Source organism: Falsiroseomonas oleicola, from assembly GCF_019029495.1.
Taxonomy (GTDB): domain Bacteria; phylum Pseudomonadota; class Alphaproteobacteria; order Acetobacterales; family Acetobacteraceae; genus Falsiroseomonas; species Falsiroseomonas oleicola.
This window is the reverse complement of the sequence record NZ_JAERQM010000008.1, coordinates 122,422-139,487: the sequence shown is the minus strand read 5'-3', so window position 1 is coordinate 139,487 and position 17,066 is coordinate 122,422. Positions and strand designations below refer to the sequence as shown.

The 17,066-nt window shown below is 71.2% G+C and carries 14 protein-coding genes; all 14 read right to left on the bottom strand.

Going from position 1 to position 17,066, the window contains the following annotated elements; all coding sequences use genetic code 11:
- Window positions 1–17 precede the first annotated feature (17 nt).
- The 14 genes from JJQ90_RS22885 to JJQ90_RS22820 all read right to left on the bottom strand — a co-directional run bounded on the left by JJQ90_RS22885 (window position 18) and on the right by JJQ90_RS22820 (window position 17,060).
- The gene (locus tag JJQ90_RS22885) at window positions 18–836 is read right to left on the bottom strand and encodes an outer membrane protein assembly factor BamD (RefSeq protein WP_329959503.1); all 819 of its coding nucleotides are present in this window, start codon (window positions 834–836) and stop codon (window positions 18–20) included.
- A 160-nt stretch (window positions 837–996) separates the two neighbouring features.
- Window positions 997–1,944: a UDP-3-O-acyl-N-acetylglucosamine deacetylase gene (gene lpxC / locus JJQ90_RS22880; RefSeq protein ID WP_216878599.1), complete on the bottom strand. Its 948-nt coding sequence runs from the start codon at window positions 1,942–1,944 to the stop codon at window positions 997–999.
- A 496-nt stretch (window positions 1,945–2,440) separates the two neighbouring features.
- On the bottom strand, window positions 2,441–3,955 hold the full coding sequence (gene ftsZ, locus JJQ90_RS22875; RefSeq protein ID WP_216878598.1) for a cell division protein FtsZ: 1,515 nt from the start codon (window positions 3,953–3,955) through the stop codon (window positions 2,441–2,443).
- A 76-nt stretch (window positions 3,956–4,031) separates the two neighbouring features.
- On the bottom strand, window positions 4,032–5,321 hold the full coding sequence (ftsA, locus tag JJQ90_RS22870) for a cell division protein FtsA (protein ID WP_216878597.1): 1,290 nt from the start codon (window positions 5,319–5,321) through the stop codon (window positions 4,032–4,034).
- Window positions 5,322–5,343: 22 nt separating this feature from the next.
- Entirely contained in the window at window positions 5,344–6,234 is an 891-nt protein-coding gene (locus JJQ90_RS22865) for a cell division protein FtsQ/DivIB (protein ID WP_216878596.1), read from the bottom strand.
- Entirely contained in the window at window positions 6,224–7,144 is a 921-nt protein-coding gene (locus JJQ90_RS22860) for a D-alanine--D-alanine ligase (RefSeq protein ID WP_216878595.1), read from the bottom strand. The genes JJQ90_RS22865 and JJQ90_RS22860 overlap by 11 nt, the downstream gene beginning before the upstream one ends.
- The gene (gene murB / locus JJQ90_RS22855; protein ID WP_216878594.1) at window positions 7,141–8,040 is read right to left on the bottom strand and encodes a UDP-N-acetylmuramate dehydrogenase; all 900 of its coding nucleotides are present in this window, start codon (window positions 8,038–8,040) and stop codon (window positions 7,141–7,143) included. Before murB ends, JJQ90_RS22860 begins: the two co-directional genes overlap by 4 nt.
- 14 nt (window positions 8,041–8,054) lie before the next feature.
- Window positions 8,055–9,497 carry a UDP-N-acetylmuramate--L-alanine ligase gene (gene murC / locus JJQ90_RS22850; protein ID WP_216878593.1) on the bottom strand — a complete coding sequence of 481 codons (1,443 nt, stop codon included), beginning with the start codon at window positions 9,495–9,497 and terminating at the stop codon, window positions 8,055–8,057.
- Window positions 9,497–10,636: an undecaprenyldiphospho-muramoylpentapeptide beta-N-acetylglucosaminyltransferase gene (gene murG, locus JJQ90_RS22845; RefSeq protein WP_329959502.1), complete on the bottom strand. Its 1,140-nt coding sequence runs from the start codon at window positions 10,634–10,636 to the stop codon at window positions 9,497–9,499. The genes murC and murG overlap by 1 nt, the downstream gene beginning before the upstream one ends.
- Window positions 10,636–11,763 (bottom strand): FtsW/RodA/SpoVE family cell cycle protein, encoded by a 1,128-nt coding sequence (locus JJQ90_RS22840; protein ID WP_216878591.1) that lies wholly within the window; start codon window positions 11,761–11,763, stop codon window positions 10,636–10,638. Before JJQ90_RS22840 ends, murG begins: the two co-directional genes overlap by 1 nt.
- On the bottom strand, window positions 11,760–13,139 hold the full coding sequence (gene murD, locus JJQ90_RS22835) for a UDP-N-acetylmuramoyl-L-alanine--D-glutamate ligase (RefSeq protein WP_216878590.1): 1,380 nt from the start codon (window positions 13,137–13,139) through the stop codon (window positions 11,760–11,762). The genes JJQ90_RS22840 and murD overlap by 4 nt, the downstream gene beginning before the upstream one ends.
- Window positions 13,136–14,224: a phospho-N-acetylmuramoyl-pentapeptide-transferase gene (gene mraY / locus JJQ90_RS22830; protein WP_216878589.1), complete on the bottom strand. Its 1,089-nt coding sequence runs from the start codon at window positions 14,222–14,224 to the stop codon at window positions 13,136–13,138. The genes murD and mraY overlap by 4 nt, the downstream gene beginning before the upstream one ends.
- Entirely contained in the window at window positions 14,221–15,591 is a 1,371-nt protein-coding gene (locus JJQ90_RS22825; protein WP_216878588.1) for a UDP-N-acetylmuramoyl-tripeptide--D-alanyl-D-alanine ligase, read from the bottom strand. Before JJQ90_RS22825 ends, mraY begins: the two co-directional genes overlap by 4 nt.
- Window positions 15,588–17,060 (bottom strand): UDP-N-acetylmuramoyl-L-alanyl-D-glutamate--2,6-diaminopimelate ligase, encoded by a 1,473-nt coding sequence (locus JJQ90_RS22820; protein WP_216878587.1) that lies wholly within the window; start codon window positions 17,058–17,060, stop codon window positions 15,588–15,590. Before JJQ90_RS22820 ends, JJQ90_RS22825 begins: the two co-directional genes overlap by 4 nt.
- Between the last annotated feature and the right edge of the window lie 6 nt (window positions 17,061–17,066).

The window sequence follows — 17,066 nt, the reverse complement described above, 5'->3', positions numbered from 1 at the left end:
CAACCGCGCGCGCGGCGTCAGAAGATGGACCCGACCACGCGGCGGATGAAGCCGGGGCGGTTCGGTTCGGTGCCCTCGGCGCCGTCCACCAGCAGGGCATAGCTGTCCTGGTACCACGGGCTGCCGGGGTAGTTGTGGCCTAGCACGGAGGCGGTGCGGCGGGCTTCCTCGACCAGTCCGAGGGTCAGGTACAGCTCCGTCAGGCGGTGCAAGGCCTCCGGCACATGGTTGGTGGTCTGGAATTCATCGACCACGCGGCGGAAGCGGCCGATCGCGGCGGTGTGCAGCTGGCGCGTCTGGTAGAAGCGGCCGATCGTCATCTCCCGGCCCGCCAGATGGTCCCGGGCGAGGTCCATCTTCAGCCGCGCATCGCGAGCATAGGGGGTGTTGGGAAAGCGGTTGGAGACATCCTGCAGCGCCGCCATGGCCTGTTCCGTGGTGCGCTGGTCGCGCTGGATGTCGTTGATCTGCTCGTAATAGCTCAGCGCCCGCAGATAGTAGGCATAGGCGATGTCGCGATGCGCCGGATGCAGCTGGATGAAGCGGTCCAGCGCACCGAGGGCTTCCGTGTAGCGGTTGCGCATGTATTCGCCATAGGCCGACATCAGCTTGGCGTTGGTGGCGAAGGCCGAATAGGGGTGCTCGCGCTCCACCAGGTCGAACAGCTCGACCGCGCGCTGGTAGCGCTCGGCGGCCAGCGCCTCCATGCCCTGGGCGTAAAGCGATTCGGCCGACTGGTCGCGATCGGCGACCCGGGCGGTGCCGGCGCCGAGCGAATTCATGCGCCCGTCCCAGGCCGAGCAGGCGGCGATGGGCAGGATGAGCAGGAGGGGCATAAGGCGTCGAAGCATCGCGCACCGGTCAGGCATGGGGCTTCCCTATACCATGCCGGGGCATGGTGACGGCAAGGCGTGGCGCCGCCGCTTCGACGCTGCTGTAGGTCATCGCCGCCGGCCTGTCACCCGGCGCCGGAAACCTGGTGATAAGGCGCCGGCTTTACGCCATCGCCGGGGCGGCGGCGGCGGGCAGGCGGGTCGCGACTCCGTCCATCGGCATCTCGCCATCCACCATCCGCCAGGCGCTGCGATCGGCGAACATCGCCCGCAGCAGCTTGTTGTTCAGCGCATGGCCGGAGCGATGGCCAACGAAGCGGGCGGAGAGCGCGGCACCGGCCAGGGCCAGGTCGCCCACCACGTCCAGCAGCTTGTGGCGGACGAATTCATCCGGCCGGCGCAGCCCGCCGGGGTTCAGCACCAGCGGGCCGTCGACCACGATGGCGTTCTCCAGGCTGCCGCCCTGGGCCAGGCCCGCGGCGCGCAGTCGGGCGATTTCCTCGGCCAGGGTGAAGGTACGGGCATCGGCCAGGCCGGCGCGGAAGGCAGCGGGCGTCAGGCGGAGACTGACCTGCTGGCTGCCGATGGCGGTGGCCGGGAATTCGATGCCCATGGAGGCCTCGAAGCCCGGCAGGCTGGCGGGATGCAGTTCGACGAAGGCGTCCTTTTCCTCGACCCGCACGCGGCGCAGAACCTCGATCACGGGGGCCGGCGCGTCCAGGCTGACCAGCCCGGCGCAGTCGATCAGGAAGATGAAGGGCGCGGCGGAGCCGTCCAGGATCGGCACTTCCGGCCCATCCAGGTCGAGGATCGCGTCGGTGACGCCGGAACCGGCCAGCGCCGCCATCACATGCTCCACCGTGCCGATCCGCGCCTGGGGCGCGCCTTCGGCGACGAGGGCGGTGCAGAGGCGGGTATCGACCACGCGGTCGAAGCGGGCGGGAATATCGATGCCGAGATCGGTGCGGCGGAAGACGATGCCGGTGCCGGCCACGGCCGGGCGAAGGGTGAGGGAGACGCGGCGCCCGCTGTGCAGGCCGACGCCCACGCAGCCGATCGCCGTCTTCAGCGTCCGCCGCCGCCGCCGCTCGATCGGAAGGAAACCGTCCATGCTCGTCCTGCGCCCCTGACCTCATCCGGCGGCGCGGCCTTGGCCGCTTGTCCGGATGTGCCTTTCAGAAGCGGTGCCGGCCATCCAAGGCCGGCTTCCGCGGGGCGCCGAAACCCGATTCCCCAGTGCTGTAATGCCATCCCGGTGGCGGGGATGCCATTCAAGCGTTGTTTCTCCGTATTACGTCGCAAGCCATTGAAAAACAACATATGCTGCGCTGCGTTGCGGCCTCAATTTCGCCGCAATCTGCCCTGTTTTGCCTTATATCGACCGGGCCGCATTTCAACTGCCGGTACCGGCCTTGTTCCGGCCTCCGGACGGCGATGTGCGCCGTCCGGGCTTGCATGGGATTGGATACGGGATCGGACAACAACGCCCGAAATGCCAGACCTGCGGCCGGTGAAGCCGGCCGAGGCCGCGAACGCGGCCCGCCGGAAGTCCGGCGAGCCAAGCACCCGGAGGGTGCGCCCGGCGCCTGAGGGCCGGTAAAATACCCTCAGTTGCTCTGGCGGCGCAGGAAGGTCGGGATGTCGAGGCCCATCTCATCCTGCTGCGCCGGCGCGGTCACCGGGCGCGGCGCGGCTGCCGGCTCCATCCGCGGCGCCGGCGCGGCATGGTGCTGCGGCGCCTCCGGCAGGTCGCGACGCATCAGGCCGGTGGCGCGACGGAACAGGTTGTTCAGCCCGCCCGGCTGGGCCTGGGGCATCGGCGCCGCGGGCTGGCGGGTGCCGGCCGGGGCGCGCAGCGCGGGCTCCGCCGGCTGGGCCAGCGTCACCGGCGCTTCCGCCACCGGGGCGACAACGGCTTCGGCCACCGGGGCGGGGTTCGGCGCCGCATAGGTCTGCGCCGGGCGCATCGCACCGGGCTGTGCCTGCGGCTGGCTGTGGGGCTGGGCCGCGACGCGCGGCGTGAAGCCGCCCGGCGCACGGTTGGCCGGCTGGGCCGGGGCCGCATGCGGCACGGGCGCGCTCGCCACCGCCTGAAGCACACCGCCGCCGCCCACCGCGACCAGCTTCGGCCGCTCCGCCTCCCGTGCCTCACGCGCATCGATGCCGGTGGCGACGACGGAGACGCGGATGCGGCCGTTCATGTTCTCATCGACCGAGGAGCCGAAGATCACATTCGCGTCCTCGTCCACTTCCTTGCGGATGCGGTTGGCCGCCTCGTCCACCTCGAACAGCGTCATGTCGAGGCCGCCGGTGATGTTGATCAGAACGCCGCGCGCGCCGTGCATGGAGGTGTCCTCCAGCAGCGGGTTGCTGATGGCTTCCTCGGAAGCCTTCACCGCGCGGCCCTCGCCCTCGGCCTCGCCGGTGCCCATCATCGCCTTGCCCATCTCCGCCATCACGGTGCGGATATCGGCGAAGTCGAGATTCACCAGGCCGGGATTGACCATCAGGTCCGTCACGCCGCGCACGCCCATGTAGAGCACGTTGTCGGCCATGCGGAAGGCTTCCGCGAAGGTCGTGCGCTCATTCGCCAGGCGGAAAAGGTTCTGGTTCGGGATGACGATCAGCGTATCGACGAACTGCTGCAGCTCCTCGATGCCGGCATCGGCCGCCTTGCGGCGCTTCGGCCCCTCGAAGTCGAAGGGCTTGGTCACCACGCCGACGGTCAGGATGCCGCGTTCCCGCGCCATGCGGGCGATCACCGGCGCCGCGCCGGTGCCGGTGCCGCCGCCCATGCCGGCGGTGACGAAGACCATGTGGCTGCCTTCCAGATGGCGCGCCAGCTCGGTTTCCGCTTCCTCCGCCGCGCCGCGGCCGATCTCGGGCTTCGCGCCGGCGCCGAGGCCCTGGGTCAGATAGGAGCCGAGCTGCACGCGGCGATCCGCCTTGCTGTTCTGCAGCGACTGCGCATCGGTATTCGCGACCAGGAACTCGACGCCTTCCAGCCCCATCGAGACCATGTTGTTCACGGCATTGGTGCCGCCGCCGCCGACGCCGATCACGGTGATGCGCGGGCTGAAATCCGTGTGCTGCTGGCTCGGGATGGTCAGGTTCAGGGTCATAGGAGGGGCCTTTCCTGGATGGTCAGCCTTGAGTCAGGCCGTGAAGAGGGGGAGGGGTGGAAGCCGGCGGGGCGCATCAGACGCGCACCCGCAGCCATTCGATGAAGCGTCGGAGCCGGCCTTGCCGGTCCGCGCCGGGGATGATGTCGATCAGCGGGCGGCCTTCGCCGGCACCCCAGGCGAGCAACCCGATGGCGGCGGCGAAGGGCGGACCGCCGGCGGTCTCCGGCAGGCCGCGCACGCTGCGCGGGCGGCCGATCCGCACCTGGCGATCCAGGATGCGGGCGGCCAGTTCGCGCGCGCCGATCAACTGGCTGGCCCCGCCGGTCAGCACCACGCGGGTGCCGGCCTCCTTGGCCAGGCCGGCCGCTTCCAGACGTTCGCGCACGAATTCGAAGGTCTCCTCCAGCCGGGGCCGGATGATGTTGACGATCATGGCGCGCGGCACGCGCGCTATATGATCCTCATCCTCGCCGACCAGCGGCACGGGCAGCATCTCCCGCTCATCATCCGCCGCGGCCATGGCGCCGCCATGCAGCGTCTTCAGGCGTTCCGCATGGTTGATCGGCGTGGACAGCACGCGGGCGAGGTCGTTCGTCACCTGCCAGCCGCCCACCGGGATCTGCGCGGTGTGCAGCAACTGCCCCTCGCTGAACACGGCCAGGGACGTGGTGCCGCCGCCCATGTCGATGACGGTGGCGCCGATGCGCTTCTCATCCTCGACCAGCGTGGCGAGCCCGGCCGCGAGCGGGGAGGAGACCAGTTCCTGCACCTCCAGGTCGCAACGCGCCAGGCAGGCGCCGAGGTTGCGCAAGGCGGCCTGGGAAGCATCGACCAGATGCACCCGCGCGCCGAGCGTGTCGCAGACCATGGCGCGCGGATCCTCGACGCCGGGCGTGGCATCGACGGTGAAGGAGACCGGCGCGCCATGCACCGTCTCCCGACCATCCTCCGTGCCACGGCGACGGCCCTCGGTGAGGATGGCGCGCAGGTCGGCCTCGGTCACGGCACGGCCGCCGATCGGCCATTGCACATGCAGCAGCCGCGAATCCGGCTGGCCGCAGGAGAGGTTGACGATGGCGCCCGAAAGCTGGGTATCCGCCATCTCCTCCGCCTGGCCGACGGCGGCGCGGATGGCGCGCTCCGCCTCCTCCAGGTCGATGATGGAACCGCCCTTCACGCCGCGGCCGCGCTGCCAGCCGAAGCCGAGCACGCGCGGTTCGCCATCGCCCTCGATGCGCGCGATCAGGCAGACCACCTTGGTGGTGCCGATATCGAGCACGCCGAACACGCCGCTGCGCGCGCCGCGGCGGCGGCGTTCGCTGGGCGGTTCCACGCCGATGGGCAGGCGGGACAGCGCATTCATGCGCGGGGAACCCGGATCGCGTTCATCCGCGCGTGCTCCGCACCGCATTGCGTCGCTGCGCCGGCTGTTCCGTGGTCGGGTGCTGGCGCACCACCAGGCGGTCCGGCAGGCGCATGTCGACGGCGACCAGAGGGCGGTCGAGCAGAGCGTTGCGTGTCTGCAGTTCCGCCAGCCGGTTCAGCGCCGGCGCTTCCTGACCCTCCGGCAGCAGCACATCGGTGCCGCTGTGCAGGCGCAGGTTCCAGCGACGTTCGCCGACGCGGACCAGCGCCTGGGTGCGTTCCAGGATGTTGCGATGCGCCAGCAGCAGGTCGTACAGCGCCGCCGCGTGCTTTTCCGCCCCCGCGCCCACCACCAGCGGCAGCGGCCCGAAGGCGTCCAGCGTTTCCGTCTCCACCACCAGCCCGTCGCGGTCGATCACCGCGAAGCGGCCTTGATGCTGCCAGATGGCGAAGGGCGCGCGTTCCACCAGCCGCACCAGAATGGTGCCGGGAAGGCGGCGTTCGACATGGGCGGATTCCACCCAGGCGATGGTCTCCAGCCGCTCCCGCGCCTCGCTCGGGGAGAAGCCGAGCATCGGGTCGCCGAGTTCGGCGCCGATGGCCGCGCGGATCAGGTCGGCAGGCGTGTTCTGCCGGCCTTCCACCACCACCTCCGCCACTTCCAGCCCGGCGGCGAGGCCGAGTTCCGCCGTGTTCTCCACCACCGCGCGCACCCGGCCGGCGGGGTCGGCGGCATAGATGGCATAGCCGGTCGCACCCAGCAGGCCGCAGCCGATCAGCCACAGCCCGGCCGGGCGCAGCAGCCCACGGCGGCGCTTCAGCCACAGCCGCAGCCGGCTCGGCCGGTCGGGTTCCTTGCGCGGCGCGGTGCGCACCGGGGCGCGCCGCGGCGTCAGCGGTTCACGGGCCATTGCGCGCCTCCCTCACCATCCAGGCACAAAGCTCCGGGAAGGTGATGCCGAGATGCGCCGCCTGTTCCGGCACCAGCGAGGTCCGCGTCATGCCCGGCTGGGTATTGACCTCCAGCAGATAGAGCTGCCCGGGTTCGCCCGCCGTGTCGTCATAACGCAGATCGGCGCGGGACACGCCGCGGCAGCCCAGCGCCTGATGCGCGCGCAGGGCGATTTCCATGGCCTTGGCGCGGGTCTCGGGATGCACCGGCGCGGGCAGCGTGTGGCGGCTGCCGCCATCGGCATATTTCGCCTCGTAGTCGTAGAAGACGTGGCCGGTGTCGATCTCGGTCACTTCCAGCGCGCGGTCGCCCATCACGGCGACGGTCAGCTCGCGGCCAGGGATGAAGGCCTCCGCCATGATGCGCTTGTCGAACTTCCAGCCGCGCGCCACTTCCGCGCGGCGGTTGCTGCCTTCCCGGAAAATCTCGACGCCGACGGAGGAGCCTTCGTTCACCGGCTTGACGACATAGGGCAGGGGCAGCGGGTCCGCCGCCTCCAGCTCCTCCGGCGTCACCAGCCGGCTCTGCGCCACGGGCAGGCCGGCGGCGAGGAACACCGCCTTGGCCGCCGCCTTGTCCATCGCGACGGCGGAGGCGCGGATACCGGAATGCGTATAGGGCAGGCCCATCCAGTCCAGCACGCCCTGGATGCAGCCATCCTCGCCGTAGCGGCCATGCAGCGCGTTGAACACCACATCGGGCTTCGCCGCCTGGAGCGCGCCGATGACGGCGCCGAGGTCGGCGCCGACATCGATCGGCGTCACCTCGAACCCCGCCGCGCGCAGCGCCGCCATCACCTGTTGTCCGGTGGCGAGGCTGACCTCGCGTTCCGCCGAGACGCCGCCGAACAGGACCGCCACTCGAGTCATGCCGCGCTCTCCCCGATCCGTCGGATTTCCCAGTCCAGCGCGATGCCGGATTGCGCCAGCACCCGCGCCCGCACCGTCTCGCCCAGCGCCTCCAGCTCCGCCGCCGTGGCGCCACCGGTGTTGAGCAGGAAATTCGTGTGCAGCTTCGACACCTGCGCGCCGCCGAGCGCCAGGCCCCGGCAGCCGGCGGCATCGATCAGCGCCCAGGCCTTCTGGCCCGGCGGATTCTTGAAGGTGGAGCCGCCGGTGCGGGCGCGGACGGGCTGCGTCGCCTCCCGCGCCGTGCGGATTCGCGTCATCTCGGCCGCGATCATGGCGGCATCGCCGGGCGTGGCGCGCAGCCGGGCGCGCACCACGACGCCGCGCGGCGGCAGGGTGGCGTGGCGATAGGCGAAGTGCAGCTCGGCGGCGCTCAGGCGCAGCAGGCCGGCGGGCGTCGCCACCTCCGCCCAGTCCAGGACATCGACGATCTCGCGCCCATAGGCGCCGGCATTCATAGCCACCGCGCCGCCCAGGCTGCCCGGAATGCCGCAGAGGAATTCGAGGCCGGCGAGGCCGGCCGTCGCGGCATGTTCCGCCACCACCGCATCCAGCGCCGCGGCGCCGGCGACGATGCCATCGGCCTCGACCGTCACGTCGCCAAAGCCGCGCCCGCCGAGCCGCAGCACCACGCCGCGCAGCCCGCCATCGCGGATGATGAGGTTGGACGCCGCGCCCAGCACGGTCAGCGGCATCGCATCCGGCAGGTCGCGCAGCAGCAGCAGCAGGTCGTCGATATCCGCCGGCCGCACCAGCCATTCCGCCGGCCCGCCGACGCGGAACCAGGTGAAGGGCGCCAGCGGCGCGCCTTGCTGCACGCGCCCGCGCAGGGGCGGCAGGGTGGCGTGCGGGGCCATGTCGCGCGGCGCCGTCACTTCAACCCGCCGGCCAGGCGCGGCCGCGTGCGCGACTGCAGCGCCTGAAGCTGTTCCGGCAGGGCATGCGCCCAGTTGGTGATGGTGCCGGCGCCGAGGCAGATCACGTAGTCGCCGGACTTGGCGATGGCATTCACCATCTCCGCCAGGCTGTCCGGCCCGGGCAGCGGCACCACGCTGCGATGCCCGCGCGCGCGCAGACCCTCGACCAGCGCATCCCGGTCATAGCCCGGCATCGGTGCCTCACCCGCCGCATAGACATCCGCGACGATCACCGTCCCGGCGTCATTCATGCACGTACAAAAATCCTCGAACAGCGAGGCGAGGCGGGAATAGCGATGCGGCTGGACCACGGCCACAACGTCCCGCGCGCCCGCCTGCCGCGCCGCCTTCAGCACGGCCGCGATTTCCACTGGATGGTGGCCGTAGTCGTCGATCACCGTGATGCCGCCGGCATCGCCGGTGCGGGTGAAGCGGCGCTTGACGCCCTTGAAGCCCATCAGCGCGGTGCGGATGGTGGCCTCGTCGATATCCATCTCCAGCCCGATGGCGATGGCGGCCAGCGCATTCTGCACATTGTGGCTGCCCAGCATCGGCAGGCGCATCGGCTTCAGCGTGCGGCTGCGCCCGGTGGCGCGGTCGCGCACCGCCACTTCGAAGGTCGCGCCCATGCGGTCGGTGATGAGCTTCTCCGCCCGCACATCGGCCTGGGGCGAGAAGCCATAGGTGATGATGCGGCGATCCGACAGGCGCGGGATCATCGCCTGCACCTCGTGATGGTCGGCGCAGAGCACCGCGAAGCCGTAGAAGGGGATGTTGCCGACGAACTGGACGTAGCCCTCCTTCATCGCCTCCGCCGTGCCCCAATGGTCCAGGTGTTCCGGATCCATGTTGGTCACCACGGCGCAGACGGCGGGCAGCTTCAGGAAGGACCCGTCGCTCTCATCCGCCTCCACCACCATCCAGTCGCCGGAGCCGAGGCGGGCGTTGGTGCCATAGGCGTTGATGATGCCGCCATTGATGACGGTGGGGTCGAGCCGCGCCGCTTCCAGCACGCAGGCGACCAGGCTGGTGGTGGTGGTCTTGCCATGGGTGCCGCCGATGGCGACGGCCCATTTCAGCCGCATCAGCTCCGCCAGCATTTCCGCACGACGCACCACCGGCACCAGCCGCGCGCGCGCGGCCTGGACTTCCGGATTGTCCTTCTTCACGGCGGTGGAGGTGACGACGACCTGCGCCGCGCCGAGATTGGCGGCGTCGTGGCCGACCATCACCGGGATGCCGGATTCGCGCAGGCGGGTGACGTTGTAGCCCTCTGCGATATCGCTGCCCTGCACGGTGTAGCCGAGGTTGTGCAGCACCTCCGCGATGCCGGACATGCCGATGCCGCCGATACCGACGAAATGGATAGGCCCGATCGAAAGGGGCAGCGCGCGCATCAGCGGGACTCCGCCATCGCGATACCGCGATGGGTCAAATTCTGAACAAGATCGGCCAGCCGCCGCGCCGCATCCGGTCGCGCCAGGGTGGCGGCCGCCGCGGCGGCACGGGCCAGCACGGCGGGGGTGGTGAACATCGCCTGCATCTGCCGCGCCAGCGCTTCGGGGGTGAAGGCAGGTTGCTGCATGATCCAGCCGCCGCCGGCACCTTCCAGCAGCCGCGCATTGGCCGTCTGGTGGTCGTCGATGGCCTGCGGCAGCGGCACCAGCACGGAAGGCCGCCCGGCGCAGGCGAGTTCCGCGACGGTCGACGCCCCGGCGCGAGCCACCACCAGATGCGCCATGGCCAGCCGCACGGCGATGTCGCCGAAGAAGGGAGAGAGGTCGGCCGGCACCCCGGCCTGGCGATAGGCGGCCTCGACGCGGGGCAGGTCTTCGGCACGCGTCTGCTGGGTCACCACCAGGCGCTGGCGCAGGGCTTCCGGCAGCAGTGCCACGGCACCCGGCACCACATCGGCGAAGATGCGCGCGCCCAGGCTGCCGCCCAGCACCAGCAGGCGGATGGCGCCATCCTCGCCCGGCGCGGAAAAGCCCTGGCCGGTCAGCGCGGCGAGCGCCGGCCGCACCGGATTGCCCACCACCTCCACCGTCGCCGAAACCGGCACGCGCGCGGTGTCCGCAGCCGACAGTGCCAGCAGATCCGCGCCCCGCGCCAGCAGCCGGTTGGCGCGGCCCAGCACGCCATTCTGTTCATGCAGTGCGGTTGCCGGCCGCGTCGCGCGGGGCAGGGTGCGGGCCGCGATCAGCGGGGGGACGGAGGGATAGCCGCCGAAGCCGATCACCGCAGCCGCATCCAGCCGCGTCAGGATGCGCCGCGCCTCCACCGTGCCGGCGGCCAGCGCCAGTGCGCCCTGCGCCGCGCCGCGCAGCCCGCGCCCGGCGAGGCCCGAGCCCCGCAGCACGAAGCGCTCGGCATTGCCGAAGGCCGGGCTCTCATAGGCGGCGCTGCGTGCATCGGTCATCAGCGCGATGCGTTCGCCGCGCGCGACCAGCTCCGCCGCCAGCGCTTCCGCCGGGAACAGATGCCCGCCGGTGCCGCCGGCGGCGATGACGATGGGGCGCACCGCGGGGCCTCGCATCATTCTTCCTCGGCACGGGACAGGCGGCGGCGCGTCAGCGCCAGCAGCATTCCCATCCCGAGTGCGATGGCGATGACGGAGGATCCGCCATAGGAGACGAAAGGCAGGGTCATCCCCTTGGTCGGGATCAGGTGCAGGGTGGAGGCCATGTTGATGAAGCTCTGCAGCCCGAACTGCGTCAGCAGCCCGGCGCAGGCCAGCACCACGAACAGGTCGGTCTCGCCCAGCAGCCGCACCAACCCGCGCACCACGACGAAGGCGAACAGCGCCAGGATCACCAGGCAGACCACCAGGCCGAATTCCTCCCCGGCCACGGCAAAGACGAAGTCCGCATGCGCGTCCGGCAGCACGTTCTTGATGCGGCCCTCGCCGGGGCCACGGCCCAGCAGCCCGCCATTGCCGAAGGCCTCCAACGCCACATCGGCCTGATAGTTGTCCGCATTGGGGTCGAAGAAGCGCTGCACGCGGGACTGCACATGCGGGAACAGGAAATAGGCGCCGACCGCCGCGGCGACGCCACCGGCGCCGGCCACCGCGACGAAGATCATGTTCAGCCCGGCCACGAAGAACTGCGCGAAGAAGACGGCGCTGACCACCAGCAGCATGCCGATATCCGGCTGCCGCTGAAGCAGCAGTGCGATGACGCCGAACAGCAGCACCGCGAGCGCGGTGGCGCCGTAGCGCCGGTTCAGCTTGCCCTCCGCGATCAGCCAGGCGGCGACCACGGCGAAGCAGGGCTTGAGGAATTCAGAGGGCTGGAGGGAGCCGATGCCGGGCAGGGAAATCCAGCGCCGCGCACCCTTGATCTCCGCGCCGATGACCAGCGTCGCCGCCACCATCACCATCGCGCCACCCAGCCCAAGCCAGGCCAGCAGCCGCACCTGCTTCACCGTCAGCATGGAGACCACCACCATCACGCTGGCGGCGAGCGCCAGATAGGCGATCTGCCGGATGAAGAACATGTTGCGCGATGCGGCGCCGATGCGCTCGGCCACCGCCGGGCTCGCCGCCAGCATCATCACATAGCCGAAGCCGATCAGCGTCAGCAGCGCCGTCAGCGTCCAGCGATCGACGGTCCACCACCAGCGTCCGACCGTCGAGGTATCGGCGCGCGAAACCTGGATCATGCCGCCTTCCCCATATCCGCGGATGCCATGGCCTGCACCAAAGCGCGGAAGCGATCGCCCCGGGCGTCGAAGCCGGTGAACTGGTCCCAGGAGGCCGCGGCCGGGGACAGCAGCACCACCGGCGCCGCCCCGCCCCGCGCCGCCGCCGCCGCGGCCGGCAGGGCTGCCTCCAGCGTCTCCGCCACCTCATGCGCCACGCCATGCGCGGCCAGCGTCGCGGCGAAGGCCGGGCCGTCGCGGCCGATCAGGATGGCGCGCGCGATGCGGCCAAACTGCGGCGCCAGGCTCTCGATTCCGCCATCCTTGCCGGTGCCGCCGGCGATCCAGACGACGCGGTCATAGGAGGCCAGGGCGCGCGCGGCGCTGTCGGCGTTGGTGGCCTTGCTGTCATTGATGAAGCGCACGCCGGCGATCTCGCCCACCAGTTCCTGCCGATGCGGCAGGCCGGCGAAGCCGCGCAGCCCGGCGGCGACATCCGCGCGCGTCAGGCCGAGGGAGAGCGCCACGGCGGCGGCGGCGGCGGCGTTCTGGGCATTGTGGGTGCCGGGCAAGGCAGGGGCGTCGCGCAGGTCGGCGATCTCGCCATCGGCGTCGCGCAGGCTGCGCCCCTCGGCCCAGATGCCGTCCTTTACCTTATGGTAACCCGAAATCGGCACCATGCGCGCGGTCAGTCCGGCGGCCATGCCTGTGGACAAATCATCGTCCTGACCGAGCACCGCGAAGTCCTCGCGGGTCTGCCGCGCGAAGATATTCGTCTTCGCAGCAGCATAGCCGGCCATGCTGCCATGGCGGTCGAGATGATCGGGGCTCAGGTTCAACATGACACCCACCTTGAAGCCGACCGACGCGATTCGCTCCAAGCTGTAGCTCGACATTTCGAGGGTGTAGAACCCTTCCGACCCCAACATGTTGAGTCCGAGCGCCGCCGGGCCGAGGTTGCCACCCACCTCCGAGACCCGCCCCGCGCCGGTCAGGATGTGGTGCAGCAGGGCGGTGGTGGTGGACTTCCCATTGGTGCCGGTGATGCCGAGGAAGGCCGCCTGGCTGCCGGCGGCGCGCACCGCGCGGAACAGGTAATCCACGTCGCAGAGGATCGGCGCCCCGGCCGCCCGCGCCGCGACGGCGGCCGGATGCGGCTTCGGCAGCAGATGCGGAATGCCCGGGGAGAGCAGCAGCGCGTCGAAGTCGAAACGGCCCTGGGAGGGGTCGCGCAGCGCGAAGCCGGCCGCTTCCGCCGCCGCCCGGGCCGGGGCGCCATCGTCCCAGCAGGTCACCTCCGCCCCCCATTCCGCCAGCCGCGCGGCCGCGGGCAGCCCGGCGCGGCCGAGGCCGACCACCGCGATCCGCTCGCCGGAGAAGGGCAGAAAAGTGCTCATCGCAGCTTCAACGTCGAAAGGCCGACCAGGGCCAGGATCATGGCGATGATCCAGAAGCGGATCACGATGGTCGGCTCCGCCCAGCCCTTCTTCTCGAAGTGATGGTGCAGCGGCGCCATCAGGAATACGCGCTGGCCGGTGCGCTTGAACCAGAAGACCTGGATGATGACGGACAGCGTTTCCACCACGAACAGCCCGCCGACGATGGCCAGCACGATCTCATGCTTGGTGGCGACCGCCACCGCGCCCAGCGCGCCGCCGAGCGCCAGCGACCCGGTATCGCCCATGAACACCGCCGCCGGCGGCGCGTTGAACCAGAGGAAGCCGAGGCTCGCCCCGATCAGCGCCGAGCAGAACACCGCCAGCTCGCCGGAACCGGCGACGGCATGCAGCTGCAGATAGTCGGCAAAGATGCGATTTCCGACGAGGTAGGCGATCAGCGCGAAGACGCCGGCGGCGATCATCACCGGCACGATCGCCAGCCCGTCCAGCCCATCCGTCAGGTTCACGGCATTCGACGCGCCCATCATCACCAGCATGGCCAGCACGGGGAAGACGATGCCGAGCGGGATCAGCACTTCCTTGAACACCGGCAGCGCCAGCTTGTCGGCCAGCGGCTCCGGCATCAGCAGCACCAGCCATACTGCTGCCACCAGCCCGATCGCCGCCTGGGCGATCAGCTTCTGCTTGCCGGAGACGCCCTTGGTGTTGCGCTTGGTGACCTTCAGCCAGTCATCGGCGAAGCCCAGCGCGCCATAGCCCAGCGTCACCATCAGCACGCACCAGACAAAGCCGTTGCGCAGATCGGCCCAGAGCAGGGTGGATCCCGTGAGAGCCAGAAGGATCAGCACGCCACCCATGGTGGGCGTGCCCTTCTTGGTCAGCAGGTGGCTCGCAGGCCCGTCCTCGCGGATCGGCTGGCCGCCATTCTGCTTGGCGCGCAGCCAGCGGATCAGCATCGGGCCGAAGAACAGCGCGATGACCAGCGCGGTCAGGCAGGCGGCGCCCGCGCGAAAGGTGGTGTAGCGCACCACGTTGAAGGGCGTGAAACCCTCGGAGATGAGCGTGACGAGATGGTAGATCATCGGGGAGGGCTTTCGGTCAGCGCCTGCACCACGGTCTTCATCCCCGTCGCCAGGCTGCCTTTGACAAGAACGGCATCGCCATCGCGCAGCGCGGCCGCGACGATTGGCGCCAGCTCGGCGGAGGTTTCGGCCCAGGCGCCGACCCGCCCGGCGGGCAGGGCCTCGATCGCATGGCGCATCATCGGCCCGCAGGCGAAGACGAGGTCAGCGGTGGCCGCGATATGCGGCGCCAGCCCGGCATGCTCGTCCCGCGCAAAATCGCCCAGCTCGCCCATCTGCCCCAGCACCGCCACCCGGCGCTTCGCGGGCAGCAGCCGCAGCAAGGCCAGCGCCGCGCGCATCGAGGGCGGCTGGCCGTTATAGGCCTCGTCCAGCAGCGTCGCGCTGCCGCCGTCGCGGGTGGCGATGGCCCGGCGGTCGCCGCGCCCCGGCAAGGCCCGGAAGCCTTCCAGGGAGGCTGCCGCGCTGGCGACGTCCAGGTCCAGCGCCGCCACGGCCGCCAGCGCCGCCAGCGCATTGCGCGCCATGTGCAGCCCGGGCGTGCCGAGCCGGAAAGCGAGCTTCGTGCCGGTGATCTCCGCCACGATGTCGCTGCCCTCGGCATCGGCGGCGACGGACACGGCCCGGGCATCACCGCCCTCGCCGAAGGTCAGCACCCGCGCCGTACCGGCAGCCGCCCGCAGCAGCGGCAGGAAGGGGCTTTCGGCCGGCAACACGGCAATGCCGCCGGGCAGCAAGCCCGACAGGATCGCCGCCTTCTCCCGCGCAATGGCCTCCAGGCTGCCCATATGGCCGAGATGCGCCGCCTCGATGGCCGTGATGATGGCGACATGCGGCGTCGCCAGCGCGGCCAGCGGCGCGATCTCGCCCGGATGGTTCATGCCCATCTCGATGATGGCGAAGCAGGCGTCGCGCGGCATGCGCGCCAGGGTCAGCGGCACGCCCCAATGGTTGTTGTAGCTGGCGACCGCCGCATGGGTCGCGCCGAAGGGGGAGAGCAGCGCGCGCAGCATTTCCTTCGTCGTGGTCTTGCCGACGCTGCCGGTCACGCCGATCACGCGCGCATCTGTGCGCGCCCGCGCGGCGGCGCCCAGGGCGCGCAGCCCCTCCAGCGTCTCCGCCACAAGCAGCAGCGGCGCATCGGCGGCGACACCCGCCGGCACATGATCCACCAGCGCCGCCGCCGCGCCGCGCGCCAGCGCATCGGCGACAAAGCCATGCCCGTCCCGCGCATCGCGCAGCGCCACGAACAGGTCGCCGGCTGCCACGGAGCGGCTGTCGATCGACACGCCGGTCACCGCGACATCCGCCCCCAGCGTCCCGCCGGTCGCGGCGCGCAGCTCCGCGCTGGTCCAGAGGATGCTCATGCCAGCCCCGCCGCGTCGCGCACCACTGCGGCATCGTCGAAGGGCAGGGTCACCCGCCCGATGGTCTGGCCGCTCTCATGCCCTTTGCCGGCCACCGCCAGCACATCCCCCGGGCCCAGCGCCGCGACGGCACGCGCGATGGCGCCGGCACGCTCGCCGGCATCGATCCCGCCCGGGCAGGCGGCGAGCACCGCGGCGCGGATCGTGGCCGGATCCTCGCTGCGCGGATTGTCATCCGTCACCCAGCAGATATCGGCCTGCGCCGCGCAGGCCGCGCCCATCAGCGGGCGCTTGCCGGGGTCGCGGTCGCCGCCGGCGCCGAACAGCACATGCAGCTTCGCACCGGGCGCGACATGCGCCCTCAGCGCCCGCAGCAGCCGGTCCAGCGCATCCGGCGTATGGGCGTAGTCGACATAGGCGGCCGCGCCATTGGGCAGCCGCGCCGCCAGTTCCATCCGCCCGCGCACGCCGGCGAGCCGCGGCAGCAGCGCCAGGGTGCGGTCCGGCGCCATGCCGGTGCCGATCGCCAGCGCCGCCGCCATCAACGCATTGTCGGCCTGGAAGCGGCCGGGCAGGGACAGGCGGAGGGTGCGGACCAGCCCGAAACCCTCCACGGTCAGCTCCTGGCCCTCCGGCAGCGGCACCTGCGCGACCAGCCGCAGCGCCTCCCCGGCCTCTCCCACCGTCAGCAGGCGCAGCCCGCGCGCCTGCGCGATGTCGCGCAGCGCGGCCAGCGTCGTCGCATCCATATCCGCATTCGCCACCGCCGCCGCACCTTCCGGCAGCAGCGTGTCGAACAGCCGCAGTTTGGCGGCGCGGTAGGCGGCCATGTCGCCGTGGTAGTCCAGGTGATCGCGCGTCAGGTTGCTGAAGCCGGCCGCCGCCAGCCGCACCCCGTCCAGCCGCCGCTGCTCCAGCCCGTGGGAGGAGGCTTCCAGCGCCGCCGCGCCGAAGCCGGCCTTGGCGAGTGCCGCCAGCGTGGCGTGCAGTGCGACCGGATCCGGCGTGGTCAGCGATGGCCCTTCCGGGAATCCCTCGGCCCGCAGCCCCAGCGTGCCGAGCGAGGCGGCGCGCTGGCCGTCCAGGGTCCAGAGCTGGCGCAGGAAATCGACGCTGCTGGTCTTGCCATTGGTGCCCGTCACCGCGACCACGCAATCGGGCTGCGCGCCATGGAAGGCGGCGGCGATCAGCGCCAGGGCGCGGCGCGGATCGGCGGCCTGGATCATCGGCAGGGTGGCGACTTCCGACGGCCAGCCGGTGCCCTCCGGCGCCAGCACGGCGGCGGCGCCGCGCGACACGGCCTCGGCGATGAAGCGGCGGCCATCGGCCTGGCTGCCGGGCAAAGCGGCAAACAGGTCGCCGGGCGCGACGCGGCGGCTGTCGGCCGTCAGCCCACCCAGCGGTGGAAATTCGCCCGCCGGAACGGTCAGCCCTGAAAGCGCGCGCAGAAATCCATCGAGGCGCCGCATCGTTCC

What these genes read in the sequence shown, in the direction of transcription:
- murB (WP_216878594.1), bottom strand. Translation starts at nt 8,040, where the DNA reads ATGGCCCCGCACGCCACCCTGCCGCCCCTGCGCGGGCGCGTGCAGCAA.
- ftsZ (WP_216878598.1), bottom strand. Translation starts at nt 3,955, where the DNA reads ATGACCCTGAACCTGACCATCCCGAGCCAGCAGCACACGGATTTCAGC.
- ftsA (WP_216878597.1), bottom strand. Translation starts at nt 5,321, where the DNA reads ATGAATGCGCTGTCCCGCCTGCCCATCGGCGTGGAACCGCCCAGCGAA.
- murD (WP_216878590.1), bottom strand. Translation starts at nt 13,139, where the DNA reads ATGAGCACTTTTCTGCCCTTCTCCGGCGAGCGGATCGCGGTGGTCGGC.
- JJQ90_RS22820 (WP_216878587.1), bottom strand. Translation starts at nt 17,060, where the DNA reads ATGCGGCGCCTCGATGGATTTCTGCGCGCGCTTTCAGGGCTGACCGTT.
- JJQ90_RS22860 (WP_216878595.1), bottom strand. Translation starts at nt 7,144, where the DNA reads ATGACTCGAGTGGCGGTCCTGTTCGGCGGCGTCTCGGCGGAACGCGAG.
- murC (WP_216878593.1), bottom strand. Translation starts at nt 9,497, where the DNA reads ATGCGCGCGCTGCCCCTTTCGATCGGGCCTATCCATTTCGTCGGTATC.
- JJQ90_RS22825 (WP_216878588.1), bottom strand. Translation starts at nt 15,591, where the DNA reads ATGAGCATCCTCTGGACCAGCGCGGAGCTGCGCGCCGCGACCGGCGGG.
- JJQ90_RS22885 (WP_329959503.1), bottom strand. Translation starts at nt 836, where the DNA reads ATGCCCCTCCTGCTCATCCTGCCCATCGCCGCCTGCTCGGCCTGGGAC.
- JJQ90_RS22840 (WP_216878591.1), bottom strand. Translation starts at nt 11,763, where the DNA reads ATGATCCAGGTTTCGCGCGCCGATACCTCGACGGTCGGACGCTGGTGG.
- JJQ90_RS22865 (WP_216878596.1), bottom strand. Translation starts at nt 6,234, where the DNA reads ATGGCCCGTGAACCGCTGACGCCGCGGCGCGCCCCGGTGCGCACCGCG.
- lpxC (WP_216878599.1), bottom strand. Translation starts at nt 1,944, where the DNA reads ATGGACGGTTTCCTTCCGATCGAGCGGCGGCGGCGGCGGACGCTGAAG.
- murG (WP_329959502.1), bottom strand. Translation starts at nt 10,636, where the DNA reads ATGCGAGGCCCCGCGGTGCGCCCCATCGTCATCGCCGCCGGCGGCACC.
- mraY (WP_216878589.1), bottom strand. Translation starts at nt 14,224, where the DNA reads ATGATCTACCATCTCGTCACGCTCATCTCCGAGGGTTTCACGCCCTTC.